The sequence below is a fragment of the Hymenobacter sp. BT18 genome (assembly GCF_012273015.1).
Taxonomy (GTDB): Bacteria; Bacteroidota; Bacteroidia; order Cytophagales; family Hymenobacteraceae; genus Hymenobacter; species Hymenobacter lutimineralis.
Genome location: NZ_CP050954.1, coordinates 1,637,441 through 1,662,535, shown reverse-complemented (window position 1 = coordinate 1,662,535; position 25,095 = coordinate 1,637,441). Strand labels below are relative to the sequence as shown.

The window sequence follows — 25,095 nt, the reverse complement described above, 5'->3', positions numbered from 1 at the left end:
GTACCCGCCTTTCTTGGGCGGCAGACGTATCAGCCGGCCGTTTACCTTACCGGGCGGCTGTTTCTTCCTCCACGTAGGTGATTTCGGCATCACCCCAAAGCTCTTCCAGCGCGTAGAACTGGCGCCGGTCACGCAGGAAAACGTGCACAACAACGTCCACATAGTCCAGCAGCACCCACTCGCGGTTGGTACGGCCTTCCGTTTGCCAGGGGTTCTGGCCGGTGAGTTTCTCTACCTCTTCTTCGATGGAGCGGGCAATGGCTTCAATCTGCGTATCGGAGGAAGCCGAGCAGATAACAAAATAATCTGCTACGGCATTTTTAAGTTCTTTCAGGTCGAGCACTACAATGTCGGAAGCCTTTTTTTCCTGCATGCCGCGTACTACAACATCTGCCAATCTGTCCGAATCCTGCCGAACCAGCGTACTTTTCATGGGGTATTATTAGGTTTGAATATCACAAAGTACGAAAATCAGGTGGAGGCACTACACCCCAAAACCCTCTTCACGGGTCAGCAAGTGATTTGGCTGACCGAATGTGCCTCTACAAACACGGAGGCGCACAATTTGCTTCTCAAAAGCCGCGCCACGGAAGGCTGCGTAGTGCTGACCGACAAACAGACCGCCGGCCGGGGCCAGCGCGGCAACGAATGGGAAGCCGCCCCCGGGGAAAATCTGACGCTTTCCGTTGTCTGGAAGCCCACGTTCCTACCCGCCGCCGATCAGTTTCAGCTCAGTATGGCCGTTGCACTCGGCGTGTACGATTGGGCAGCTGCCCTGCTGAGTGACGGACCGGCTCTGCGGCTGAAATGGCCTAACGACTTGTATTACCATAACCAAAAACTGGGTGGAATTCTTATTGAGAACACCTTAAATAGCGCCGGAATTCAATCCAGCATCGTTGGCATCGGAATAAATATCAATCAAACGCAGTTTGCCGTGCCCACCGCTACCTCCCTGAGTGTGCTGACGGGGCGCAGCTATGCCCTGCCGGCCTTGGTGGAGCGGCTGCTGGAAGCGCTGGAGCGGCGCTACCTGCAGCTGCGGGCCGGCAATGTTGCCACGCAGCGGCAGCAATACCTGCGGGTGCTCTACCGCTACCGCGAGCTACAAGCCTACGAGGTGCGGGGCCGCCGCGTTCTGGGCCAGATAGTAGGCGTGGAGCCCGACGGCAAGCTGGCCGTAGAAATTAATGGTGAATTGCACACGTTTGGGCTGCAGGAAATCCGCTACTGCTGACGTGCCCAGAGAATTTTGCGGTAGACAGGCAACCTTTGGCCCGCTCTAGCCGAGTAGAAAGACGTAGCGGCCACTCGCAAAACAGGCACGGTGCTTGTCTTAGCAGCAGCCGATGTTCTCTTTCACTCTTTTTCCCCTAGCTATGAAACTCTTTACGCGTGTATGCCTGGTCGCCCTCTTGCTGGGGCAGCAGCTCGTGGCGGCGGCCGCTTCCTTTACCGTCATTGTGAAGGATTTCGCCTATTCGCCTCAGTTTCTCACCATCAACCCCGGCGACGAGGTGACGTTTCAGTGGGAATCGGGCACGCACCCCACGGCTTCCGACAACGGGGCGTTTGAGCAGTTTGCGATGAACACCAATGCGCGTACGAAAACATTGAGTTTTCCCACCGCTGGCGTTTACGGTTACCACTGCACGTTCCACGGCGGGCCGGGCGCGGGTATGTTCGGCAGCATCACGGTCAACACCATCACGCCGGTTGCGCGCACCCAGCCCGCTGCAGCTTCCCTGCAGCTGTACCCCAACCCTTCGCGGGGTATGGTGTTGCTCACCCTGGACCAGAAGCAAGGTCAGGACTACAAGTTGCGCATCACCAACATTATTGGCCGGGAGGTGCGGGTAGTACCGCTCCGGGCCGACCTTACCGCCGCCGGCCAGCCGCTTAACCTCTCCGATCTGCCCGCGGGCATGTACATGTGCAGCATCCTGCAGAACGATAAGGTAGTCGGCTCAAAGCGGCTGATACTGCAGAACTGAGGCCTTGCCTGATACTTTATTTCCTGAAAGCAGCCGGCAACCCCGGCTGCTTTTTTTGCATCTGTACCGCGGCTGGCTGCCCGCCACGGGTGCGGCGCGGCCGGATTTATTGCCTACTTTTGGCTCTTCTCTGAACAAGTAAGGAATGCGTCGTTACAAAAGCCTGAATAACTTGGTGGGCTGGCTGGTGTTTGCCGTGGCCACCCTCACCTATCTGCTCACGCTAGAGCCTACCGCCAGCTACTGGGACTGCGGCGAATTTATAGCCTGCTCTTACAAACTCCTGGTACCGCACCCTCCGGGGGCTCCCACGTTCCTGCTGCTGGGCCGCCTGTTGTCCTTGCTTTCGTTTGGCGATGCCACCAAAGTGCCCATCCTGATCAACGCTCTGTCGGCGCTTAGCTCTTCCTTCACGGTGCTGTTCCTGTTCTGGATTATCACCATGCTGGCCAAGAAAATAGTCGTGGGCCAGGCTCGCCTAGCCGATGGCCGGGCTGTGGAGCCCACCAGCGGGCAAACCATCCAGATTCTGGGCAGCGGCGTAGTCGGGGCGCTGGCGTTTGCCTTTTCCGACTCGTTCTGGTTCAACGCCGTAGAGGCCGAGGTATATGCTATGTCGGCGGTGTGCACGGCCGTAGTAGTTTGGCTGATGCTGAAGTGGGAAAACCGCGCCGATGAGCCCGATTCCGACAAATGGCTGATTCTGATTGCCTACGCCATTGGCCTGTCGATTGGGGTACACTTACTCAACCTGCTGGCTATTCCGGCCCTGGGCTTTATTTACTACTTCCGCAAAAACGCCACCCCCACGCTGTTGGGTAGCTTCCTCACGCTGGTTATCAGCAGCGTAATTGTGGGTGTTATTCTGGTAGGTATTATCCCCGGCCTGCCTTCCCTGGCTGGTGGGTTTGAAGTGTTCTTCGTCAATAGCGTAGGGCTGCCGTTTAACTGGGGCATCATCATTTTCCTGCTGCTGTTTCTCACCCTCATCTGGCTGGGCTTCCGCTACGCGGCCCGCACCGGCAACCGCCTGCTGAACACGGCGCTGCTGTCGTTTGTGTTTATTCTGATTGGGTACTCTTCCTACCTGATTGTCCCCATCCGTAGCTCCTACCACCCCACCATCAACGAGAACAACCCCGAGGATGTACTCTCGTTTGTGAGCTACCTTAAGCGCGAGCAGTACGGCGACCGGCCCCTGCTCTACGGGCCCCAATTTAATGCCCGGCCCATAGCGTCGAAGGAAGGAGCTAAGCGCTACGTGCGCAAGGGCGACCAGTATGCCGAGGCCGCTCCGCGCACGGAGTACGAGTATGCGCCCGAGGACAAGATGCTGCTGCCGCGCCTCTACAGCGCCTCGCCCGAGCACCTGTACCAGTACAAAAAGTGGGTAGATATCCGCGAGGATGTGAAGCCGACGATGGGCCAGAACCTGTCGTTTATGGTGCGCTACCAGTTTGGGCACATGTTCTGGCGTTATTTCCTGTGGAACTTTGTCGGCCGCAAGGGCGACATGCAGCAGGCCGGCGTAGTCACGCCGTTCAGCAGCAAGAATGGCCTGCCCGAACGCGTGGCCGAGAGCAACGCCTACAACAACTTCCTTGCGCTGCCGCTCATCCTGGGCCTAGTTGGCTTGTTCTTCCACACCCGGCGCGACGGCAAAAATGCCTTTATCGTGGGCCTGCTGTTTGTGTTCACGGGCCTGGCCATTGTGTTTTATCTCAACCAGCCACCCATCGAGCCCCGCGAGCGGGATTACACCTTCACGGGCGCCTTCTTTGCTTTCTCTATCTGGATTGGGCTGGGCGTAATGGCCCTGGCCGAGGGTCTGCGCACCATCCTCAAGGCCGATGGGCTGCGGGCTGGCGTAGCTACGCTGGTAGGCTTGCTGATTCCCGGCATCATGGTGGCGCAGGGCTGGGACGACCATAACCGGTCCAACCGCTACATCTCCGTCGATTCGGCCAAGAACATGCTCGACAGCTGCGCGCCGAACGCCATTCTGTTTACCAACGGCGACAATGACACCTTCCCGCTCTGGTATGCCCAGGAAGTGGAAGGCTACCGCACCGACGTACGTGTGGCCGTGCTCAGCTACATGAACACCGACTGGTACATCGACCAGATGAAGCGGCAGTCGTATAAGTCGGCCCCGCTGCCGATTTCCTTGGAGCACTCCCAGTACGTAGAAGGTACCAACGACTACCTGCCGTACGTGGAAAATCCGGCGGTGAAGGAAGTAAACCTGCGGGAGTTTATTTCGCTGGTAAAGCAAAACAGCCCCTTGCTGCAGGTTAGCTACGGCGAAGGCGGCCCCATGCTGCTTTCGTTCCCCACCAGCAAATTCTTCCTGCCCATCGATACGGCCGCGGTGCAGAAAATGGGCATCATTGCTCCGGAGCGGCGCAGTCAACTTGTGGACCGCATGGAGTGGAATATGGGCAAGGGCGCCATTGAAAAGAAAAACCTGGCTATCCTGGATATTCTGGCTTCCAACAACTGGCAGCGCCCGGTATACTTTGGTACTACTGTCAACTCCCAGGACTACATGGGCCTGGAGCCGTACTTCCAGCTGGAGGGCATGGCCTACCGTATTCTGCCCGCCCGCGACCCGAACTACAACCCCCGCAGCGGCGACGACGGCTACATCGTGAAGGAGCAGATGGAGAACATCCTGCTGAAAAAGTTTGCGTACCGCAACCTGGATAACCCAGCGGTATACTACGATGAAAACAGCCAGCGCTTCCCGGCGAACTACCACGATAAGTTTGCGCGCCTAGCCAATAGCTACCTGGCGGCCGGCAACGTAGCTAAAGCCAAGGAGGTAGCCGTGCAGTGCCTCACCCGAATACCTGATGCAGCCATTCCCTACGACTTTTACACGCCCCAACTGGTGCCTGCTCTGGTAAAAGGTGGCGAAACGGTGCGGGCCAACCAGATTATGGACTTGCTCACGAACCGCGCCCAGCTGGCGTTGGCGTATTACACGGCCCACAACCCGGCTCTGCACGACCAGGATATTCAGCAGAACCTGATTACCCTGCAGAGTGTGGCGCGGGCTGCCGATGGGGTGGGTGACCAGACGCGGGCAGCCAAGGCATTTGGCCTCATGCAGCAGTACATGCCAGCCCAGCAGTAAATTTTAAAACCCTTGTTTCTCACCGGCCCCGTTTTGCCTTGCAAAGCGGGGCCGGTGGCGTTTGGGCAACATCCAGTTTTACTGGCTGACCAGCTTTCTGGGGCCAGTGGACCCAGCCTGCAAAAGGTTACCGGGTAAACGCCGTACCTTTGCCTTCTACTTTAACATGAATCGGGGCGCCCGGCCTTTGCCGCAGAACCGCCGCCGTGGAGCTATGGAAAACCGCAACGACCGTCCTCGCCAGCCGAAGAGCCGCCCTTTTTACGACGCCGATAACCGCCCGGTGCCCCGCCCCGACAACCGCCGTGCCGAAGGTCGTTTCGATGACCGGAATGATAACCGGGGTGAAAGCCGGGACAATAGCCGCAGCGACAATAGAGGGGAAGGCCGGGGAGAGTATAAGCCCCGCTACCCGCACCGCCCGGCCGCCGACCGCGGCATCGATATGCTATTTGGGCTGCGGCCTATTCTGGAGGCCTTGCACGCTCACCGCACGCTGGAGAAAATCTATCTGCTGCGCGGTACCAAAAACAGTATCACCCAGGAAATTACGGAGCTAGCCAAGGAGGCCAACGTGCCCGTGTCCCTGGTGCCGCTGGAGAAGCTCAACGACCTGACGCGCAAAAACCACCAGGGCGCCGTAGCCTTCGTGTCGCCCATTGAGTACCAGCCGCTGGATAGCATCCTGGCGGGCTTGTATGAGGAGGGCAAAACACCGCTGCTGCTCGTGCTGGACCGCATCACCGATGTGCGCAACTTCGGCTCTATTGCCCGCAATGCCGAGTGTATGGGCGTACACGCCATTGTGGTGCCCAGCCGCGGAGCCGCCCAAATCAACGGCGACGCACTGAAAACCTCCGCCGGCGCCCTCAACCTGATTCCGGTGTGCCGGGAGCCCAACCTGAAGGAAACGCTCACCTTCCTGCGCGAATCGGGTGTGCAGGTGGTGGCCTGCACCGAAAAGGCCGATGCCAGCCTCGAAGCGCAAACGGTGGATATGAGCGGGCCGCTGGCCGTGCTTATGGGCAGTGAGGAAGACGGCATCAGCCCCGAGTACCTCAAGCTGGCCGACCACAAGCTGCGCATTCCCATGGCGGGCCAAATCAGCTCCCTCAACGTGTCGGTAGCCAGCGGCATTATGCTCTACGAAGTGCTCCGTCAGCGTTTGAAAAGTGGCCAATAGTTCGGCCAATATGTTTTAACAAGCCCGCGGAAAACGCTTTCCGCGGGCTTGCTGCTTTTTAGCGGGCTGGTTGAGGAAATGCCGGACATGGCTGTTGTTTTTTAAGCGGACTGCAACTTGCGGCCGCAAGTCCGGCTCCTCTGCATAGTTTACAGTAAACTACCCTGTAGGCTTATGTATCTATGCTAAAATTTACGTTGCCCTTCGCGTTGCTTACTGCCCTAAGCTTCGCGGCCAGTGCCCAGGACCAGCCACGGCGCTTCGAAGCCGGGGTCGAACTGCTGAATTATTCACCTTTCGCCAAGCAGACGTACAACTACGCGAGCAGCCAACTCAACAATAAGGCGCAGTGGGCCTCCGGAGCCGTTTTTCGTTATAACCTGGGGCGTCTCGGATTGCGTTCGGGCATTAGCTACACCACTGGCTCGGACAAAACCCAGGAAGTAAATAACTGCAACGACTGCCCCGTAGGTAGCTCTACTGCCCGTGACCTGCGCCTGCGCCTTGGCGTGCAGTATGCTCCCATTGCCAAGGCCCCGTGGCTGTACGTATTCAGCGACTTTTACTACCGCAGATTTGTTTCTGAAGGCAACTACACCGGCGGCCTTTGCGGCTGCCAAGACACGGACGTGACGGTGAAATCCAACGGATTCGGCAACAGCACTGGCATTGGCTTTAAGGTGCGCACGTGGAAGCAGTTTTCTCTTAATCCGGAAGTGTACTACGATGTATTGCGGGCGCCCAACACCGTCAACAACTCGGACCGCAACCTGGGCACGTCGCAGCAATACACTACGCGCACTACTCAGCAAGCCCCGGCTGTGCGTGTAAATGCTATTATTTCCTTCTGACGTCCTTCAGTGCTGAATAGCTCGTAAAAAAGAAGCCCGCTACCTGGTGTAGCGGGCTTCTTTTTTCTTTGTTGCCGGCAGGGAAATGGCTAGTTATACCCCGTTCCCTTTTTCGATTTTACATCGGCCACAAAGTCTTTTACGCGCTGCTCTTCCGTGCGCTTGCAGATGAGCAGCACATTGTCGTACTCGGCCACGATGTAGCCTTCGAGACCCTGCACCACCACCAGCCGTTCGGAGGGCGTTTTGATAACGCACTCCTTGGTATCGTAGAGGAGGGCGTTGCCGTCCACCACGTTGTTTTCCGCGTCGTGGTGGCCCATGCGGTGCAGGGAGTCCCAGGTGCCCAGGTCGCTCCAGCCAAAGTCGGCGGGCAGCACGTACACGTTATCGGCCTTCTCCATCACCCCGTAGTCGATGCTGATGTTGCGGCAGCGGGTATAAGCCTGAGCAATGAACTCCTCCTCCTGCGGGGTGCCCAGCACGTCTTGGCCTTCATCAAATACTTCGGCAATGTCGCTGAGGTACTGATGGAACGCGTGCAGAATCACCTCGGCCCGCCACACAAAAAGACCCGAGTTCCAGAGAAAGTCCCCGCTGTCGAGAAACATCTGCGCCAGCTCCGGATTGGGCTTTTCCGTGAAGGTTTTCACCTTCTTCAGCGGACCAAGCGACGAAGCATCTTCGTCCAGGAACTGAATATACCCGTAGCCCGTGTCGGCGCGGGAGGGCTGAATTCCAAGCGTAATAAGAATGTTATGCTCCCGCGCTGCTTCAGCCGCTTGGCGGATAACCCGCTGAAACACGTCTTCGTGGAAGACCGCATGGTCGGCCGGGGTTACGATGATGACGGCGTTCGGGTCGCGCTGGGCAATGCGGTAGCTGGCGTAGGCAATGCAAGGCGCCGTATTGCGGCCGATAGGCTCGCCCAGAATCTGGTCGGCGGCCAACTCCGGCAGGTGCTGCTGCACCAGGGAAGTATAGTCGCGGTTGGTGACTACCAGAATGTTCTCCACGGGGCAAATGCCCCGAAAACGGTCGATAGTGAGTTGGAGCATGGAGCGGCCTACGCCCAGCACATCGTGAAACTGCTTGGGATGCTGGGTGCGGCTGAACGGCCAGAAGCGGCTGCCAATGCCGCCCGCCATAACGACGAGGTAGGTGTGTGGGTTCATAGAAGCTGACGACGCAGGAACCCGCGCCGGGTGGGAAAACGAAGTGCCGGGAAAGGTACGGTTTTCCGGCGTCCGCTGAGGCCGGATAGCAGCTTATACCAATCCCTCGCGCAGCAAATCGTGCAGGTGAATAAAGCCGCTGAACCGACCATGCTCCAGCACTACCAGCTGGGTAATATTGCGCAACTGCATCCGCGTAAGCGCCTCAGCTGCAAAATCGTCGGTTTCCACCGTTACGGGCGCTTGGGTCATAATATCCTGAGCCCGCACGTCGTCGAGGTGCGCGAAGTTGGTGAGCATGCGGCGCAGGTCGCCGTCGGTGATGATGCCGCACAACGCGTCGGTTCCGGGGTCGAGCACAGCGGTGGCCCCCAGTCGCTTACCCGATATTTCGAGGATGATTTCCTTGAGGGGCGCGTCGAGGCTCACACGGGGCTTTTCGTTGTTGCGGCTCAGGTCGCCCACTTTCAGGTAAAGCTTTTTGCCCAGCGTACCGCCCGGGTGCAAGCGGGCAAAGTCCTGGGAAGTAAAGTCGCGGCTTTCGAGCAAACACACGGCCAGCGCGTCGCCTAGGGCCAGCGCAGCGGTGGTAGACGTGGTTGGGGCCAGGTTGTGCGGGCAGGCCTCGCGCTCTACCGGGGCGTGCAGCACGTAGTCGGCCTGCTTGCCCAGGTAGGAGTCGGCATTGCTGACCAAGGCGGCCAGGGCAGTGCCTTTGCGCTTGAGCAGAGGCACCAACACTTTTATTTCGGGCGTGTCGCCGCTCTTGCTGATGCAGATCACAAAGTCCTCGGGCAGGATCATGCCCAGGTCGCCGTGAATAGCGTCGGCGGCGTGCATAAACAGGGCCGGAGTGCCCGTAGAGTTCAGCGTAGCCACTATTTTGCTGGCAATGTGGGCGCTTTTGCCAATGCCCGTCACCACCACGCGTCCCTGCAGGGCGAGGATGGCGGCTACGCAGTTGGCGAAATCGGGGCGCTGGTCGAGGGCAGCGGCTACACCACGGATGGCATCGGCTTCTTCGAGAAGCACTTTTTTTGCCAGGGAGTTGGTATCGTTGTGCGGTTTCAATCTAAATTTGATATCAAGTAGCGAGGGAAGGGGCCAGAAAACAGCGGCGTTTGTCTTAATTCTTCATCCTCTTTCTCCCTACCGTAAAATTGTCTAGATTGAGAAAACAACCTCGTTGTTAGTCTCATCTGCATCCCCCAACCGAGAAGTGAGGAAGTCCATGCCAGCCGTTAAACAAGCCGCCGCTCAGCCGGCTGCTGATCTGAAGGGCAAGTTAAAGGAAGTTTTCGGGTACGGCCAGTTTCGCGGTACCCAGGAAGCCATTATCCAGAACGTCATTGAGGGCCACAACACCTTCGTGATTATGCCTACCGGTGCCGGCAAGAGCCTTTGCTATCAGCTGCCTGCGCTGGTGCTGCCTGGCACGGCCATTGTGATTTCGCCGCTGATTGCCCTGATGAAAAACCAGGTAGACCAGCTCAACGCCTTTGGCGTGAACGCGGCGTTCCTGAACTCGACCTTGTCGAAGACGGAGATGAACAAGGTGAAGCGGGACGTTATCAGCGGAGATGTGCGGCTGCTGTACGTAGCGCCCGAGAGTCTGACCAAAGACGAAACCATTGAGTTTCTACAGAAGGCTACTATCTCTTTTGTCGCCATCGATGAGGCGCACTGCATCTCGGAGTGGGGGCACGACTTCCGGCCTGAGTACCGCAAAATCCGCAGCATCATCGACGGGCTCGGCGTAGATGTGCCTATCATAGCCCTTACGGCCACGGCCACGCCTAAAGTGCAGCTGGACATCCAGAAAAACCTGCAGATGGACGAGGCCTCCGTGTTTAAGACCTCCTTCAACCGAACCAACCTCTACTACGAAGTACGGCCTAAGCACCAGACCAAAAAGCAGCTGATTCAGTACGTGAAGCAGCGCAAAGGGCAGGCCGGCATTGTATACTGTCTTTCCCGCAAGAAAGTAGAGGAAATAGCCGAGCTGCTGCGCGTGAACGACGTGCGCGCTCTGCCCTACCACGCCGGCCTCGACCCGCAGGTGCGCATGGCTAACCAGGATGCTTTCCTGAATGAGGACTGCGATGTAGTGGTGGCTACTATCGCCTTTGGCATGGGCATCGATAAGCCTGACGTGCGCTTCGTGATTCACTACGACACGCCCAAAAGCATTGAGGGCTACTACCAGGAAACCGGTCGTGGCGGCCGCGACGGTCTGGAAGGGGACTGCCTGATGTTCTACAGCTACGACGACATCGTGAAGCTGGAGAAGTTCAACAAGGACAAGCCCGTGACGGAGCGCGACAACAGCAAGCTGCTGCTGCAGGAAATGGCTAACTATGCCGATTCCGCGGTTTGCCGCCGCAAGCAGCTGCTGCACTACTTCGGCGAAACGTTTGAGAAGGACTGCGGCTTTTGCGACAACTGCCGGCACCCACGCGAGAAGTTCGAGGGCAAGGAATTTGTGAAGCTGGCCCTGCAGGCCGTGGTGCAAACCGAGCAGCGCTTTGGCATCGAGCACCTGACCAGCGTACTCACGGGCCTGACCAACCCCCACATCGAAAGCTACGGCCACAACAAGCTACCGATTTACGGGGCCGGAAACGACCACGATGTGGCCTTTTGGCACTCGGTGCTGCGCCAGTGCATGATTGCGGGCTTGCTCGGCAAGGACATTGAGAACTTCGGTGTGGTGCGCATCTGCCCCAAAGGCGAAGAATTTCTGGTGGCTCCTTACAGCTTCAAGCTCTCGAAGGATCATAACTACGAGGAGGAAATGCAGGAGCAGGCCGAGCAGGAAGAAGTTCAGCAGGCCGCCGGCCATGATGCCGCCCTCTTCGACATGCTGAAGGCTTTGCGCAAAAAGCTAGCACATCAGAAAGGCCTGCCGCCCTATGTGCTGTTCCAGGACCCTTCACTCAAGGAAATGGCTACCACCTTCCCCGTGAAGATGGAAGACCTAGCCCACGTATCGGGTGTAGGACAGGGCAAGGCCCAGAAATTCGGTGGCCCGTTCCTGGACCTGATCAAAAAGTACGTCGAAGAAAACGACATTATGACGGCCGCCGACGTGGTGGTAAAATCAGCTGTCAACAAGTCGAAAATCAAGATTTACATCATCCAGCAGATCGACAAGAAGATGGACCTGGAGGAAATTGCTTCCTCCAAGGGCATCGACATGCGGGAGCTGATGGAGGAAATTGAGCATATCTGCTACGCCGGCACCAAGCTCAACCTCGACTATTATATCGACTCCGTACTGGATGAGGAGCGGCAGGGAGAAATCTACGATTACTTCATGTCGGCCAGCACCGATAACATTGCCGTGGCTCTGAAGGAGCTCGGTGATGATGAATACACGGAAGAAGACCTGCGCCTGATGCGCATCAAGTTCCTGAGCGAGGTAGCCAACTAGCCTCCCTGTTTTACCGCAAGCGGCCCGAATACCACCTGGTATCCGGGCTGTTTGTCTTTTGAGCGAAACACGATAAGGCTTTTGGCTTAGAGCCAAAGATGGTACAGGTACTCTTCCTGGCTAGGCTGGAATCCGGCGTTTTCGTAGAACTGACATGCAGCCAGGTTGTTGCGCTGGGTAACGGCCGTCAGGCGCTGGAAGCCCCAGGCCCGTACCCGCTGTTGGGCTACCTGGAGCAGCGCCCCCCCAATTCCCTGTTTGCGGGCCCGCTCATCCACCGCCAGTAAGCCAATGGTTACCGCATCGGCCTCGGGGCGCAGCGTAAGCAGGCCCACCTCGGGTGCCGTGGGCGACGCACGGAAAACCAGCACTTCCCGGGCCAGCTCCCCGCGCACCGATTGGCGGATCCAGTGGGTATAAAGCCGCTCAAAAACCTCTGGGGCAAAGCGGTGGTCAGTACGAAAGCGGGAAAAATGGCCGCTCTGGAAGGCCAGAGCCAGCAGCGGTGCGGATAGAACAGTGGTAGGGGCAACCTGCGCGGGTAAGCTGTCGGCTCCGGCTGGGGGCACTGCCAAGGTATATGTTACCCGGTGGTCGGCAATAGGTAGCTGGCTGTCCTGGGCTGCGGCCTGGGAAACGGCATCGGTGGCGGCTACAGACCAGTAGAGTAGCGCCCATCCTGCACCTCGGGCTTCGTGGATTGCTGCACGCAACGTTGCTGCGCCGATGGCGCTGCCGTGCAGGCGGCCAACGGCCATGCCGAGGAATTTCGTGTCCCAGGCCAGGGGTTCGATGTGAGGGTGCATAGCAAGAAGGCAGCGTGAGGGCAGTAAACATAAAAACGCCGCCGGCAAATAGCCAGCGGCGTTTTCGGCTCTTTGGGAAGCCTGGGCTTGCTTAGCAGTACTCCGCGAAGGCGCCCTGCAGGTTGTCCACGATGCGCATCATGTCGTTGCCTTCGATGTGGTAACGCTCAATCATGTGCACCAGCTCGCCGTCTTTGAACAGCGCAATGCTGGGCGAGGAAGGAGGGTAGGGGAGCATGTGCTCACGTGCCTTGGCCACGGCCTCGGTTTCCATTCCGGCAAACACGGTTACCAGCTTTGCGGGCTTTTTGTCGGTGCTGGCCAGGGCCAGCTTGAGGGCGGGGCGGGCTTTGGCCGCCGCGCAGCCGCAAACCGAGTTCACGGCAACCAGTACCGTGCCGGTAGTGGGCAGCAAGGCTTCGTCCACTTCCTCGGGCGTCATCAATTGTTCAAAACCGGCTTCCACCAGGTCTTGCCGGATGGGAGCCACCATGTATTCGGGGTACGTTGCCATACTTGTAGGGAAATGCAAAAAAGAAGAAAAGCAGAAGCTGAAAAGATCGGCCAGTAAAATTACGCAAACAATAAGTGCCAGCCCACTCGAAAGGTTTCAGCGGATGGCTGAAACCAGCTAAAAGGCCACGCCCGCCCATGTGGTGGCCGCTTGGCTTGCTAAATTTCAATTGTTGGGAAAGAATCCTGATTGGGTTGGGAGTATTCGGAAAGCAAAGTACATTTATACCGGGTGGCACCACCTGGGCCATTCCTCCACCGAAGTATGAAAACAACGTTTACCGTTACGGCGGCCCTAATGCTGGCGGGTGTGCTGGCACGGCCCGTGCAGGCGCAGGTAGATACCGTGCGGGCCACTACGCTGCCCCCGGCGCAGTTGGCCGAAAAGCTCTACAACAGCGGCATTGCCAAGTTCAACCAGAAAAGCTACCGGGCCGCTATCCAGGACTTTGACCGGGCCCTGGCTACCCGTCCCGACTTTTCCAAGGCCTTCTACAACCGGGCCGCTACCCGCTACGAGCTGAAGGAGTACGACCAGGCCGTGCAGGACTACGATCAGGCCATTAAGCTGGAGCCCGAAAGCTTTACGGCGTACTTTGGCCGGGGCCAGGCCCGGCAGGCCCTGAGCCAGGCCGATGCCGCTGAGCAGGACTATACCAAAGCTACGGAGCTGAAAGCCGACTATGCCCCTGCCTGGTACTACCGCGGCGACCTGCGGTTCGAGAAAGGCAACTTCAAAGAGGCCTTAGCCGATTTCTCCGCCGCCGTGAAAGCCGACCCTGCCTACGCCTATGCCTACCACGACCGGGGCAGTGCTCAGCGTCAGTTGGGCAACTACGCCGCCGCCGTGCAGGACTACGACCAGGCCCTGAAGCTGCAGCCGGAACTACTGCCGGCCCTGCTGAACCGGGCCAGTGCCAAGCGCCGGGCCGGCGACCTGAAAGGCGCCCTAGCCGACTTCTCGGCCTATCTGAATAAGGTGACGGACAACCCCGTAGCGTTCAACAACCGCGGCAGCGCCCGGTTTGATGCCGGGGATTACAAAGGAGCAGTGGCTGATTTCTCGCAGGCTATTACCCTGAACGCCGGCTACGCCTTTGCCTACAACAACCGCGCGGCCGCCCACCTAAAACTGGAGGAGTACAAAAAAGCCGCCGACGATGCTAGCCAGGCCATTCGCCTGAATGCCCAGTATGCCGAGGCTTACCTCAACCGCGGCCACGCCCGCGAAATGCTCCGCGACGCCGATGGTGCGTGCCAGGACTGGCGCAAAGCCGCCGAGCTGGGACTGGAAAATGGATCTGCCTACGCTAATGCTGCCTGCGACTAAGGTGAAAAACGCAATGAAGTTTACTCGACTGGCCGCGCTGGCCCTGACGCTGCTGCTGGCGGTTTCGGCTTCGGCCCAAAGCGTGGAGTTTAGCAAAGACCGATTCGGCAACGATAAGGAGGGCCTGAAAGCGGCTCAGAAGGCTATTAAGACCGGGGACGAGTGGTATTTCGCCGATCCGCCCAAGTACGAACGGGCGCTGCCTTACTACCTCGAAGCCCAGAAGTTCAACCCCAATAATGCCCAACTCAACCTTAAAATCGGGGACTGCTACCTGAACTCCGGGTTTCGGCCGCGTAGCCTGACGTATCTGCAGAAAGCCTTCGAGCTGGATGAGCAGGTAGATCCGCGGATGCATTACCTGCTCGGCCGCGGGCTGCACCTGAATGCCCGCTGGCAGGAAGCCATTGCCGAGTATAAGAAGGCTACCCCGCCTGCCGGCGCTAAAAATGCCCTGGCCCAGCAACAGGAAATTCGCAAGCATATCACCGAGTGCGAGTCGGGCTTAGCCCTGATGAAAAAGCCAACCCGCGTATTCATTGATAACGTCGGGCCCGGCGTGAACTCCCCATTTCCGGATTACGGACCGGTTATTTCCGCCGACGAGTCGGTTATTCTCTTCACCTCCAGGCGCGACAACTCCACGGGTGGGCAAACCGACCCAGAGTCGGGTGGGTTTTTCGAGGATATCTACCAGGCTACGCGGAACGGTAAAGAATGGGGGCCGGCCAAGGCATTGGCCGATCCGGTAAATACGGAAGGCCACGATGCCACCGTAGGCTTGGCCCCGGATGGGCAGCGCATGTTGATCTACGTAGAAAACAACGGCGGCGACCTGAACGAGTGCGACCTGCGCGGCAACAAGTGGAGCAAGCCCCAGACGCTGGGCAAGCGCGTGAACACCAACGCCCACGAATCGTCGGCTTCCTACTCGCCCGACGGGCGCATGCTGTACTACGTGAGCGACCAGCCCGAGGGCGGCCTTGGCAGCCGCGACATTTATAAGATAGAGCTGGAAGGTAAAGGCAAGGCCGTAAACCTGGGTCCGGTCATCAATACGCCCTACGGAGAGGAAGGCGTGTTCATGCACCCCGATGGTAAAACCATGTACTTCTCCTCGGAGGGTCACAACTCCATGGGCGGCTACGACATCTTTAAATCGGTATACGAAAATGGCAAGTGGAGCAAGCCCGAAAACCTGGGCTGGCCCATCAACACACCCGACGATGACGTTTTCTTCGTGATTTCCGCCTCGGGCCGCCACGGCTACTACTCTTCCTACCGCGACGATGGACAGGGTAGCAAGGATATTTACCAGATTACCTTCCTGGGGCCCGAAAAGCCGCCCGTACTCAGCAACGAAGACCAGCTGCTGGCCTCGCGCGTAGCTCCCGTAAAAGAAACCGTGCTGGCCGCCGCCGTACCTGTAGCAACCACTCAGGTAACTATCCTAAAAGGGGTAGTTACCGACGCCGAAAGCAAGCAGCCGCTGGAAGCCACCATCGACGTGGTAGACAACCAGAAAAGTCAGACCATTGCCTCGTTCCGCTCCAACTCACAGTCGGGCCGCTACCTGGTATCCTTGCCGTCAGGCATCAACTACGGGATTGTGGTGCGGCAGGAAGGCTACCTGTTTCACTCCGAAAACTTTGATTTGCCGGCCGGCGCTGCTTATTCGGAAGTGGTGAAGGATGTAGCCCTCAAGAAGCTGAACGTGGGCGTGAAGGTGGTGCTGAACAACATCTTCTTCGACACCGACAAATCGACGCTGCGTAAGGAGAGCACCGCCGAGCTGGAGCGCCTGGTTGCCCTGCTCAACGAAACGCCCAAGCTGCGCATCGAAATTTCCGGCCACACCGACAATGTGGGCAACCCAGCCTACAACCAGAAGCTCTCCGAAAACCGCGCCCGGGTGGTGGTCGATTACCTTATCACCAAGGGCATCGACAAAGGTCGCCTCACCTTCGCGGGCTACGGGCTTACCCAGCCAGTGGCTTCCAACACCACCAAAGAAGGACGGCAGCAAAACCGCCGCACCGAATTTAAGGTGTTGGAAAAATAATCCCTTCTTTCCGGCCTGCCAAGCGTCAACGCCGCTCGTTCACTATAAAGTGAGGAGCGGCGTTAGCGTTTTGCGGTTGGGCTAAACGCAAAAAAACCGCAGGCATAGCCAACGGTTTTTCTACACACCTATTGCAACAATAATCGGGTAGTTTATAAAAACCCACCCGTTAAACTTCATCTTTCATCCACTGCCAGGAGGGGGCAGCGGATATCGGCTGGAAACCGGCCGCCTCGCGTTTCGAGGGGGCTTTGCTACCGCCGGGGTTATTCTTCTTTTTTGAGGCCTACTGCTTCAGCAGCTGAAAGAGCAAGGCCGCAAAAGCCAAGAAGAATGTGTGGGTAGCAATTGGTTACTGCCGAATTACTATGCAAGTATAGGGGTGCGTTAAAGAGTTGGAAAGGAAGTATTGGCTGTATTTGTGACATAGATAAGCATAAGATTATACCGTGAAAACGGCTTTGGACTATGCTTTAAGTGCTGCCAATAAGAGGTTTGCTGCGTGTTTTGTTGGATCAAATCAGCCGTTTTGTGACGTTCGGTCAATTATTTTAAGTGGCTACCGGCCTTATTTTTTTGACTGCCAGCCAACACGCGGATGCTGAGAAGTGTGAGCAGCAGGCACCCGCCTGGGAAAAGCACTACCCACCATGCTTCCGGCGCCAGGCGGGCAGCGGCCAGCAAGTGGCCCCAGCTGGCGTGCTCAGCTGGTAGGCCAATACCCAAAAACGACAGCGTAGTTTCCAGCGCAATAACCAGGGCCAGATAAAGCAGAAAAGAAGAGAGGACTAGGCCTTTCAGGGCTGGAGCTGCGTGCCGAACCAGGATTTGCGGCTCTGTAAGCCCCAGAGCCTGCGCGGCCTCAATATAGGGCAAGGCGCGTATGCGGCGCATTTCGGCCCGTATCAGCCGCATCATGCCGGGCCAGAACAGAAGGCCCAGCACCAGCACTGCCGAAACCGGGGACAAAGGCAGCACCGCCGCTAGGCCCACCAGCAGAATAAGCCTGGGAACCGAGCTGAGCAAAGCCGCCAAGGTAAGTATCCAAGTGTCGAGTGGGGCCGGCTTCCTGACTTGCCCCCAACGCGTTTTTCCCACCAGAAGCTTCAGTAACGGCATCAGCAGCAGCCAGAGCCCCCACGGCAGCACAACTTTTTCCTCTTGGCCGGTCAAGGGCAGATATAGTAGGCAAATGACAAGCCCGTACAGGGCTGCTACGCCCGTAGCCCGCGGCAAGTACCACCGGTTGTTGCCCCAATAGCCCGCACTCGTTCCAAGTAGCGTTGCCACTACCGTGAGCAACAAGGTAGCGGGCAGGCTCACTTGCAGGAGGGTGCGGGCGCCAAAGAGCAGCTCGGTCAGTACGTCACGGCCGAGAGCATCGGTACCCAACTCGTGCCCGGGTGATGCCCCGGGTGGACTGATAATAGCGTAAACATCCGTTTGCCCCGGTTGATAGGGGAGTGGAAAGAATGGGGCGCTCAGTGAGAGTAGGAGAAGTATTCCCAACCAACCCAGGGCTACCCACCAATACCAAGGTTGTTTAGGCATGAGCGGGCGTGCTGGTGCTGCGTAATCGGGGGTCGGCCCAACCATAGAGTCCATCGGCCAACCAATAAGAGAGCAGCCGGGCCATGGCTATGAGCAGCACACCACCCAACAGTATGGGATGGTCGCGGGTGGCAGCGGCCTCTGCCAACAACCGTCCCATGCCTGGTAGCGCAAAAATGACCTCTACTACTACGGCCCCGGCCAGCAGGGCCGGAAGCAGGTCGGTAAGCAAAGTGATAAACGGCAGCAGGGCGTTACGGAGCAGATGTTGCCGCAATACCTGCTCACTGCTTAGGCCTTTGGCACGAGCGGTGATAGTGTACTGCATGGTTACCTCCCGATTCAGGGCCGCCGTGAGCTGCAGGATAAATCCGGGCACCGTCACCACCAACAGACTACTAATAGGAAGGAAGAAGTAATACATATAGTGAGTGGCTCTGGTCCAGAGCCCGGGCGTCTCAAATAAGGCCTCAGGTGCTCCGTAGGCAGGAAAGAGGTTAAGCGCATCAGGATTGGCAAGTACCAGCACCAGCGTGGTGGCCACTAGAAAAAGCGGAACTGCATCTAGGCCTACGCACAAACCCAACACCCAGCGCTGCCACCAGCGACGGCCCGTCAGGCAAAGCCCCGCCCATAAGGAAAAACCAATCGTGCCAATGGCAGCCGGCAAGGTGAGCAATAAGGTATTGGGTACTGTATCCAGCAGCACTGTAGTCACCGGGCGGCCGTCGCGGTAGGAGTTGCCCAAGCTGCCGGCTGCCAGCTGTCGTAGCCACTGGTGGTACTGGTTACCACTACCATGCCACTGGGCCGAGGGAATCCAACTGCCATAGCGCGGGTGGGGCTGCACAGAATAGTAAAACAAGGGCAGGTCCAGCCCCAGCCGGTGACGCAGGGCCCATTGGGCCGCCCGGAGCTTTTCCGGGGAGGCTACCGAAGCTGTAGTAGGGTGTCCCAGTTGCTCTGTTGGGGTGGGCGCGGCCAGCCGAGTTAGCAGGAAGATAACCGAGACCAGCAGCCAAAGCCAGAACAAGGGCCTGAGCACCCCATACAAAATCCTCCTTGCCATGGGCTAGGGCCTTGGTTGCTCCACAAACCCCGTTACCTCATACCCCGGCGACAGGCTCGATAGCCCCAGGTTGGTAAAGCGCTTGGTTATGGCAATGGGGTTGCGAGTGAAGTACAACACCCGCAGAGGCCGTTCCCGTTGAATGATGCGTTGAAAGTGGCGGAGCAATGTGCGCTTGGTGGCCGTATCCTCGGCCGCCGCCAGTCGCTCCAGTAGCCGATCAGTAGCGGGAGAGCCAAAACCAGTGTAATTGCCGCCCGCTTCGCCGGTACTACGGGAGTGCAGCAGAGGGATGAAGTTGTGGGCAAACGGGTTGCCAACGATTGAGCGCAGGTACAAATCGAAGTTTCCGGTCTGCAGTTGCTGCGTAAGCAGGGAGCTTTCTACAGGCTGTAGCTGCACTGTAATACCAATGCGGGCGGCCGCGGTCCGAAGCTGCAGGGCAATGAACTCATACGCAGCGTTTCCGGCCCGGTAGCTGATGGTGAAAGCCAGGGGGGATACTGCGTACGCGGGGTTCTGCCACTTGCCGTCGGCCGTTTGGCGCCAGCCCGCTCGGCGTAACAGGGCTGTTGCAGCGGCGGGGTCAAAAGTATCGGCCTGCAGACTATCGTTATAGAAAAGGAGTTGATGTGGGCTGATCATGCCTACACTGGCATAGCCCAGGTTGTGCACGGCGCCCTTGAGGATGCCGGGCACGTTGATAAGATGGCTGATGGCCTGGCGAACAAGGGCGTTACTGAAGGTAGGCTTCCGGGTGTTGTAGCCCGCCACAATCATTTCGTAAGAATCGGGGGTGTAGAGGCCCAGGCGGGCTGTATCAGAGGCGGAGTACTGAAGCCGCGCAAAATCGGCTGGTGGAATTCCTGCGTAAACATCTACCTCATTACGACGGAGGGCGAGCAGCGCCGTCGTCTGGTCCGGAATAATCTGAAAGCTGATGCGCTGCGGGCGGGCTAACAGTTGAGGAACCGTGCGCTGCAGTGGATCGGCCCACCAAGCGCGCTTGCGCTCCAGTGTCAGCTGCTGGCCTGGCTTCCAGTCAACCAGTCGGTAGGGGCCGCTACCGTACCGGCCGGGGGAGCGTTCGAGGCCTGCTGCGGCAAGGCGGCCAATTACGGCCGCTACTGCGGGCTGGCGGGTCGCCGCCGAATCCAGGCGGGCCAGCGGAATGCGGCGCAGAATACGGCCTGAGTCGAGCAGGTGTTCCGGCAGAATAGCAAAGTCGCCCGACAGCGTTACGTAGTCCGGGGCGTAGGGGGCACATACCAGGGTGAAGCGGCGCGCATCCTTCGGGGAAATGTAAATATCCTGGATAAACCCGTACTGCGCCTGCATGCGCTCATTGGGCAGGCCGGGGCAGCGCATAGCTCGGAGCGTAAAGGCTACGTCGCTGGCCAGAATGGGCTGCCCATCATCCCAGGTAGCGGACGAACGAATCCGGTAGGTGAAAAAAGAAGCCGACTCGTTGCGCCGCACAGCGGGCAATGAGTCGGCTAATAAAGGAACAAACCGCTGGTGTACAGCATCAACTGCCAGCAGGCTTTGATACGTGAGGTTAACGGCCTGAAGGGCCATGGCATTCGCCAGCGTGTGCGGATGCAGCGACTCCGGGTCGCGCGCCCAACGAATGCGTACCTGGGCCGTAGGAGGGGACGGTGCCTGGCAGGACGCCAACAGCACAAGAAGCAACGCCGTGCGAAACCATAATCCGAACATGCCGATGGGGCCGGATTTAGCCGGCTGCGGGCAAGATACCCAAGATTTGGAATGGCGCAGGCGCAGTGCCAGGATTATGGCTTTTTCACCTGGCCTTCACCCCAACTGCCACCACCGGTTTCAGTTGCTTGACCTTCGCCCCAGCTACCTCCACCGGTATTGAGCGTGTTAGTTGGCTTAGGCGCCGTAGTGGTTGCACTAGGATTCGTGAAGAAGGTAGCTAGCTGCAACAGAGCGAGGGCAATAAGTTCTAACATGTCGGACGCAGTTTTGAGAGTGATTGAAGATTTGATCCGAATTTCCTCTAAAAAAATACGTCAGTAAAGGAAGAAAACCTATAATTGAGGACTATAACTTTGATTCATAGAAATTGCATTCTTTTGCTAGGCAAATCTGGTTTAATTGATTTAAGCCTAATAATACTCGATGTAAAATGTGAATCTTTGTGAAATTCATGCTAGGTTTGTGACATCCGGAGGTCAAAAAACCGGGGAGTTTAGGTAGCATGTAGCGCGTTTCTCTTAGACATTAACGGCCCATTCTGGCAGGCATGCACGCCTCACTGAAACTGGAAACGTACTTAGGCAGAGAAGTTGGATGAAGGAATTGACGTCTATTGCCCGCATTGTTACCAATCGGCGCTTAAAAGTAACACCGTTACTGGATTTTACCCAGAAACCAGGTCAGAGTAAAGAGCTGCAGTTGTTACAGTTGTTGCAGACCCGCGACAATATAACCACGCTGCAGGCAGCCCGGGAGCTTTACGGCAGTACCAGCGCTGTTAGCCAGACCGCGCTGCGCAAGCTCAAGTCGCGGGTGCAGCTCAAGCTATTTAGTCACTTATTTTTTCTGGATTACACCGATGCCCGCCACCCGGTATACCGCCGCTATGAACAGGAGTGCCTGGATTTACTTTACCAGGCCGGGGTGCTACTGCGAGAAGGGGAGTATGTAGTATCGGAGAAGTTGTACCGCCGGTGCCAGCGGCTGGCCTCCGAAGGCGAATTCACCCAGCATGAGGTAACTAGCCTGCTGGGCTTGCGCCAGATATATGCTGAACAGCGGCAGGTAGGCCATTACCGACGGGTTATAAAGCAGCTGGCGCAGGCTGAAAACCTCCTGCAGATTGAGCAGGAAGCCAGCCGCATTTTCTGGGAAGCCAAGATGATGCTCTCCGACCAGGTACGTATCCGGCAGCAACTGCTCACCAAGCTGCCGGAGTTTGTGCAGCAAACGGAGGCTTTGTACCAGCGAGCTGCCACCTTTCGGGTGTACGACCATCTGTACAAGCTGCGTCTGATGCAGCAGGAGTTGATTGGGGACTACGAAGGCATCATCCGGACGACCAGTGAATCGGAAACGCTTTGGGAAGCGGGTAAGCTGAACGCCAAGCGCTTTGACCGGCGCTACAATATGTTCTACAGCGTGTTTGCTCACTTGCAGGCGCGGCGCTTGCAGGAAGGGCTCCGCCTGGCGGCGCAGTATCTCAGTGCCTTCCACCGGTCGTCGGGCAACTGGTTTGTGTTCATGGAGCACTACCTGCTGCTGGCTATGCATGCCGGCGAGTACCGCAAGGCCGCCGAGCTGCTAAAGATGGCCCTCGACAATCCGTTTTTTAGCAAGCTGCGCACGGCTGCCCAGCAGCGGTGGGAGCTATACCGCGCTTACCTGAACTTTGTGGCGCCGGAAAACCTACCGGTGCGCAACCTGCATTTTGCCCAGCTGATGCACGTGCTTCCCGAATACAGCCGCGATAAGCAGGGCCTGAACGTGGCCATTCTCATTCTGCAGTTCATGTACTACCTCAAGCAGCGCAACCTGGAGGAACTGCTTTCCCGCCTCGAAGGCTTGCGCAAATATGCCGGTACCCACCTGCGGGAGGCGGCGGCCCTGCGCAGCCGGCTGTTTTTCCGGTTGCTGCAGCTCACGGTCACAGAAAACTTCGATGTGGTGGTGTGTCGGCGTAAAGGGCAGCCGCTACTCGCTAAGCTGGCGCAGACGCCCATGCCTGGTGAGGCCTTTGCCGGTACCGAAATCATTCCCTACGAGAACATGTGGCAGCTGGCTCTGCAGCTGATGCAGCCAGAACAGAGCTAAAAGCCGCCCCCAAACAACCTGGCCTAGAACTTATTCAAGCGCTGCGTTACATCCCGCAGGTATGTCTGCCCAATGGGAATGGACTTTTGGTCGATGATAATGGCATTGTCTTCAATGGCCTGAATCCACTTCAGCCCCACGATGAACGAGCGGTGCACGCGCACAAACAAAGCCGGCGGAAACTTCTCCTCCACGGCCCGCATGGTGCTGTACACAATGAGCTTACTCTGGCCCGTGACGATGTGCACGTAGTCGCCCAGGGCCTCCACGTAGCGGACTTCATCAAACAGCACTTTCACCAGCTTGTTATCTACCTTCACAAAGGTGAAATCCGCCGAGTCGGGGGCTGGTTCGGCCTCAGTGCCAGTGCTGGAAAACTGGTCGAGGGCTTTTTGCGCGGCCTTCAGAAACCGGGCATAGCTGATGGGCTTCACCAGGTAATCGACCACTGAAAACTCGAAGGCGGCCACGGCATACTCCTTACTGGAGGTGATGAGTACCACCAGGGGAGGATTGGGAAAAGTGCCCAGCAGCTCTAAGCCCGACATCAGCGGCATCTCCACGTCCAGAAAAAGCAAATCGACGGGGGAAGTGCGCAGGTGCTCGGCCGCCTCTACAGCACTATGGTAATGGCCCACGGCCGTCAGGAAGGGTGTATTGGTGATGCAGTTGCCAACAATCTGTACCGCTAACGGGTCGTCGTCGACGATAAGGCAGCGCATGGGAGCGGGGGAAGAGGGCATACGGGGCAGAACTGAAGAGAGGCTGCAAGGTACGGGGTGAGCGGGACTTCCGGATTTAAGGTAGTCGTTGGCAGCGTGCCTCTACCAGGGGCAAGACCAGCAGCAGCTGGTGGGCAATGTGCTCGGTTGCAGGCAACGCCCCGGGGTCTGCGGTTTTGGCGGCGGCTTCCAGCTGTTCCAGTTGGCTGACAAGGTTTGCCAGGCCAAAATAAGCCAACTGTCCGCGCAGTCTGTGCGCTTCGCGGGCCAGCTGCGGAAAATCGGCGGCCCGGGCGGCGGCCCGGAAAGCCTGGTAGTGCGCAGGGGCCTGTTGCAGGAAGGTTTCGAGTATCCGCCGGATGAATCCTGTGTTGCTGCCCGCCAGTTCTTCCAGAAGGCTCCAGTCGGGAATTAATGCATCGGGCGGGGGGGAGGTAGGCATAAAGCAAGGAGAGTAGGCTGGTTATCGGGGCCTGGCAGCGGTGGTAAGCAGCCGTAGGGTATCTGATTTTAACGTTGAGCTCTACGTGGGGGTTAGGTGCCTGGCAAGTACGCATAAAAGTGGTCCGCTACCATGCCGTAGCCGTATATACCGGCAAATCGAATGCGTATTGCGGGGGGCGAAGCCGCTGGTAGAGGCGGCCACTGACAGCCACGCGGCCGAAAAGGTTGGCTAAACGCGCCGCTTCGCGTACCTTGGCCCGCTGCCACTGCTATTGGTCTGTTATTATGTCTGCCTCGCCCACCCGCACCACCGAATTCCTCGACCAGCTGGAACAAAGCGTCCGCCAGGCGCAGGAAATAACCAATGCGCGCTTTCGGCCGCTGGATGTGCAGGAGCTAAACCGCCGGCCCGGACCCGGCAAGTGGAGCGTAGGTCAGTGCCTGGAACACCTCAATATTATGGGGGGGCACTACCTGCCGGATATGATGCGCCGCGTGCGCCTGGCCCGGCAGCAGGGTAGCCGCCCCGCCGAGCTAGTGAAGCATGGTTATTTCGGCCGTAAGCTGGTGGACGCTATGCGCACACCAGCCAGTGAGAAGCCCTTGAAAGCACCTCAGCAGTACGCCCCGAGCGGGTCCCGTCTGCCACGCACGGTCGTAGAAGTTTTTGGTCGCCAGCTCGATGAGCTGCTGCGCATTATTGCCGTAGCCCGAGAGGTGAATGCCAACCGGGTGCGTATTCCCAACCCCGTTATTCCCCTGTTGCGTCTGCGCCTCACCGATCAGCTGGAGGCCTTGGTGCTGCACTTGGAGCGCCATCTACTGCAGGCGGAGCAAGTGCTGGACAACAAACCCGCCGCTGGTTCCACTAAGCCCGCCACCTTCGAAACTGAGTAGCGCTTCGAAACTGAATAGCAAAACGCCCACTTCCTCACTTCAGGGAGCGGGCGTTTTGCTATTCGGCGTGGAGCGGTCAGATTACTTTTTTGTGCATTTTTTTCTTCGTG

20 protein-coding genes are annotated in these 25,095 nt (G+C 57.9%); 10 read left to right on the top strand and 10 right to left on the bottom strand.

The window, feature by feature from the left end; genetic code table 11:
- Positions 1-46: 46 nt before the first annotated feature.
- A complete protein-coding gene (gene rsfS, locus HER32_RS06960; protein ID WP_149070869.1) occupies positions 47-433 on the bottom strand; it encodes a ribosome silencing factor in 387 nt (128 codons plus the stop codon).
- A gap of 15 nt (positions 434-448) precedes the next feature.
- Between rsfS and HER32_RS06955 the strand changes: the two genes are divergently transcribed.
- The 5 genes from HER32_RS06955 (at position 449) to HER32_RS06935 (ending at position 7,167) form a co-directional block, all read left to right on the top strand.
- Positions 449-1,237, top strand: a complete 789-nt coding sequence (locus HER32_RS06955; RefSeq protein WP_168681372.1) for a biotin--[acetyl-CoA-carboxylase] ligase — start codon at positions 449-451, stop codon at positions 1,235-1,237.
- 142 nt (positions 1,238-1,379) lie between these two features.
- On the top strand, positions 1,380-1,994 hold the full coding sequence (locus HER32_RS06950) for a T9SS type A sorting domain-containing protein (RefSeq protein WP_168681371.1): 615 nt from the start codon (positions 1,380-1,382) through the stop codon (positions 1,992-1,994).
- Positions 1,995-2,139: 145 nt separating this feature from the next.
- Positions 2,140-5,133 carry a DUF2723 domain-containing protein gene (locus tag HER32_RS06945; protein ID WP_168681370.1) on the top strand — a complete coding sequence of 998 codons (2,994 nt, stop codon included), beginning with the start codon at positions 2,140-2,142 and terminating at the stop codon, positions 5,131-5,133.
- Positions 5,134-5,347: 214 nt separating this feature from the next.
- Complete coding sequence (gene rlmB / locus HER32_RS06940; protein WP_149070865.1) at positions 5,348-6,316, top strand: 23S rRNA (guanosine(2251)-2'-O)-methyltransferase RlmB; 969 nt, start codon at positions 5,348-5,350, stop codon at positions 6,314-6,316.
- 182 nt (positions 6,317-6,498) lie between these two features.
- Positions 6,499-7,167 carry an outer membrane beta-barrel protein gene (locus tag HER32_RS06935; protein WP_149070864.1) on the top strand — a complete coding sequence of 223 codons (669 nt, stop codon included), beginning with the start codon at positions 6,499-6,501 and terminating at the stop codon, positions 7,165-7,167.
- A gap of 89 nt (positions 7,168-7,256) precedes the next feature.
- On the opposite strand, the gene HER32_RS06930 is transcribed toward HER32_RS06935, so the two are convergent.
- Entirely contained in the window at positions 7,257-8,342 is a 1,086-nt protein-coding gene (locus HER32_RS06930) for a mannose-1-phosphate guanylyltransferase (RefSeq protein WP_149070863.1), read from the bottom strand.
- Positions 8,343-8,435: 93 nt separating this feature from the next.
- Complete coding sequence (locus HER32_RS06925) at positions 8,436-9,413, bottom strand: SIS domain-containing protein (protein WP_168681369.1); 978 nt, start codon at positions 9,411-9,413, stop codon at positions 8,436-8,438.
- Between the two features lie 160 nt (positions 9,414-9,573).
- Between HER32_RS06925 and recQ the strand changes: the two genes are divergently transcribed.
- Entirely contained in the window at positions 9,574-11,775 is a 2,202-nt protein-coding gene (gene recQ, locus HER32_RS06920) for a DNA helicase RecQ (protein ID WP_168681368.1), read from the top strand.
- 86 nt (positions 11,776-11,861) lie between these two features.
- On the opposite strand, the gene HER32_RS06915 is transcribed toward recQ, so the two are convergent.
- Positions 11,862-12,581, bottom strand: a complete 720-nt coding sequence (locus HER32_RS06915; protein ID WP_168681367.1) for a GNAT family N-acetyltransferase — start codon at positions 12,579-12,581, stop codon at positions 11,862-11,864.
- 91 nt (positions 12,582-12,672) lie between these two features.
- Positions 12,673-13,095: a BrxA/BrxB family bacilliredoxin gene (locus HER32_RS06910; protein ID WP_149070859.1), complete on the bottom strand. Its 423-nt coding sequence runs from the start codon at positions 13,093-13,095 to the stop codon at positions 12,673-12,675.
- Between the two features lie 264 nt (positions 13,096-13,359).
- Here HER32_RS06910 and HER32_RS06905 point away from each other — a divergent pair, with 264 nt between their 5' ends.
- Together HER32_RS06905 and HER32_RS06900 are read left to right on the top strand one after the other, a co-directional pair.
- Positions 13,360-14,424 (top strand): tetratricopeptide repeat protein, encoded by a 1,065-nt coding sequence (locus HER32_RS06905; RefSeq protein WP_168681366.1) that lies wholly within the window; start codon positions 13,360-13,362, stop codon positions 14,422-14,424.
- A gap of 13 nt (positions 14,425-14,437) precedes the next feature.
- On the top strand, positions 14,438-16,486 hold the full coding sequence (locus HER32_RS06900; RefSeq protein ID WP_168681365.1) for an OmpA family protein: 2,049 nt from the start codon (positions 14,438-14,440) through the stop codon (positions 16,484-16,486).
- A 546-nt stretch (positions 16,487-17,032) separates the two neighbouring features.
- Here HER32_RS06900 and HER32_RS06895 read toward each other — a convergent pair.
- From HER32_RS06895 to HER32_RS06885, 3 genes are all read right to left on the bottom strand, one after another.
- On the bottom strand, positions 17,033-17,878 hold the full coding sequence (locus HER32_RS06895) for an ABC transporter permease (protein ID WP_149070856.1): 846 nt from the start codon (positions 17,876-17,878) through the stop codon (positions 17,033-17,035).
- A 151-nt stretch (positions 17,879-18,029) separates the two neighbouring features.
- Positions 18,030-19,106, bottom strand: coding sequence for an ABC transporter permease (locus HER32_RS06890; protein WP_149070855.1), 1,077 nt, complete (start codon positions 19,104-19,106; stop codon positions 18,030-18,032).
- 3 nt (positions 19,107-19,109) lie between these two features.
- Positions 19,110-20,825 (bottom strand): ABC transporter substrate-binding protein, encoded by a 1,716-nt coding sequence (locus HER32_RS06885; protein ID WP_168681364.1) that lies wholly within the window; start codon positions 20,823-20,825, stop codon positions 19,110-19,112.
- A 711-nt stretch (positions 20,826-21,536) separates the two neighbouring features.
- Here HER32_RS06885 and HER32_RS06880 point away from each other — a divergent pair.
- Positions 21,537-22,922: a hypothetical protein gene (locus HER32_RS06880; protein WP_168681363.1), complete on the top strand. Its 1,386-nt coding sequence runs from the start codon at positions 21,537-21,539 to the stop codon at positions 22,920-22,922.
- Positions 22,923-22,945: 23 nt separating this feature from the next.
- On the opposite strand, the gene HER32_RS06875 is transcribed toward HER32_RS06880, so the two are convergent.
- Both HER32_RS06875 and HER32_RS06870 read right to left on the bottom strand, forming a co-directional pair.
- Positions 22,946-23,665, bottom strand: a complete 720-nt coding sequence (locus HER32_RS06875; protein WP_168681362.1) for a LytR/AlgR family response regulator transcription factor — start codon at positions 23,663-23,665, stop codon at positions 22,946-22,948.
- Between the two features lie 55 nt (positions 23,666-23,720).
- Positions 23,721-24,086 (bottom strand): Hpt domain-containing protein, encoded by a 366-nt coding sequence (locus tag HER32_RS06870; RefSeq protein WP_168681361.1) that lies wholly within the window; start codon positions 24,084-24,086, stop codon positions 23,721-23,723.
- A gap of 287 nt (positions 24,087-24,373) precedes the next feature.
- Here HER32_RS06870 and HER32_RS06865 point away from each other — a divergent pair, with 287 nt between their 5' ends.
- Entirely contained in the window at positions 24,374-24,985 is a 612-nt protein-coding gene (locus HER32_RS06865) for a DinB family protein (protein WP_168681360.1), read from the top strand.
- Positions 24,986-25,095: the final 110 nt, after the last annotated feature.

What these genes read in the sequence shown, in the direction of transcription:
- HER32_RS06945 (WP_168681370.1), top strand. Translation starts at nt 2,140, where the DNA reads ATGCGTCGTTACAAAAGCCTGAATAACTTGGTGGGCTGGCTGGTGTTT.
- HER32_RS06870 (WP_168681361.1), bottom strand. Translation starts at nt 24,086, where the DNA reads ATGCCTACCTCCCCCCCGCCCGATGCATTAATTCCCGACTGGAGCCTT.
- HER32_RS06865 (WP_168681360.1), top strand. Translation starts at nt 24,374, where the DNA reads ATGTCTGCCTCGCCCACCCGCACCACCGAATTCCTCGACCAGCTGGAA.
- HER32_RS06930 (WP_149070863.1), bottom strand. Translation starts at nt 8,342, where the DNA reads ATGAACCCACACACCTACCTCGTCGTTATGGCGGGCGGCATTGGCAGC.
- recQ (WP_168681368.1), top strand. Translation starts at nt 9,574, where the DNA reads ATGCCAGCCGTTAAACAAGCCGCCGCTCAGCCGGCTGCTGATCTGAAG.
- rsfS (WP_149070869.1), bottom strand. Translation starts at nt 433, where the DNA reads ATGAAAAGTACGCTGGTTCGGCAGGATTCGGACAGATTGGCAGATGTT.
- HER32_RS06915 (WP_168681367.1), bottom strand. Translation starts at nt 12,581, where the DNA reads ATGCACCCTCACATCGAACCCCTGGCCTGGGACACGAAATTCCTCGGC.
- HER32_RS06885 (WP_168681364.1), bottom strand. Translation starts at nt 20,825, where the DNA reads ATGTTCGGATTATGGTTTCGCACGGCGTTGCTTCTTGTGCTGTTGGCG.
- HER32_RS06875 (WP_168681362.1), bottom strand. Translation starts at nt 23,665, where the DNA reads ATGCCCTCTTCCCCCGCTCCCATGCGCTGCCTTATCGTCGACGACGAC.
- rlmB (WP_149070865.1), top strand. Translation starts at nt 5,348, where the DNA reads ATGGAAAACCGCAACGACCGTCCTCGCCAGCCGAAGAGCCGCCCTTTT.
- HER32_RS06890 (WP_149070855.1), bottom strand. Translation starts at nt 19,106, where the DNA reads ATGGCAAGGAGGATTTTGTATGGGGTGCTCAGGCCCTTGTTCTGGCTT.
- HER32_RS06935 (WP_149070864.1), top strand. Translation starts at nt 6,499, where the DNA reads ATGCTAAAATTTACGTTGCCCTTCGCGTTGCTTACTGCCCTAAGCTTC.
- HER32_RS06910 (WP_149070859.1), bottom strand. Translation starts at nt 13,095, where the DNA reads ATGGCAACGTACCCCGAATACATGGTGGCTCCCATCCGGCAAGACCTG.
- HER32_RS06905 (WP_168681366.1), top strand. Translation starts at nt 13,360, where the DNA reads ATGAAAACAACGTTTACCGTTACGGCGGCCCTAATGCTGGCGGGTGTG.
- HER32_RS06900 (WP_168681365.1), top strand. Translation starts at nt 14,438, where the DNA reads ATGAAGTTTACTCGACTGGCCGCGCTGGCCCTGACGCTGCTGCTGGCG.
- HER32_RS06950 (WP_168681371.1), top strand. Translation starts at nt 1,380, where the DNA reads ATGAAACTCTTTACGCGTGTATGCCTGGTCGCCCTCTTGCTGGGGCAG.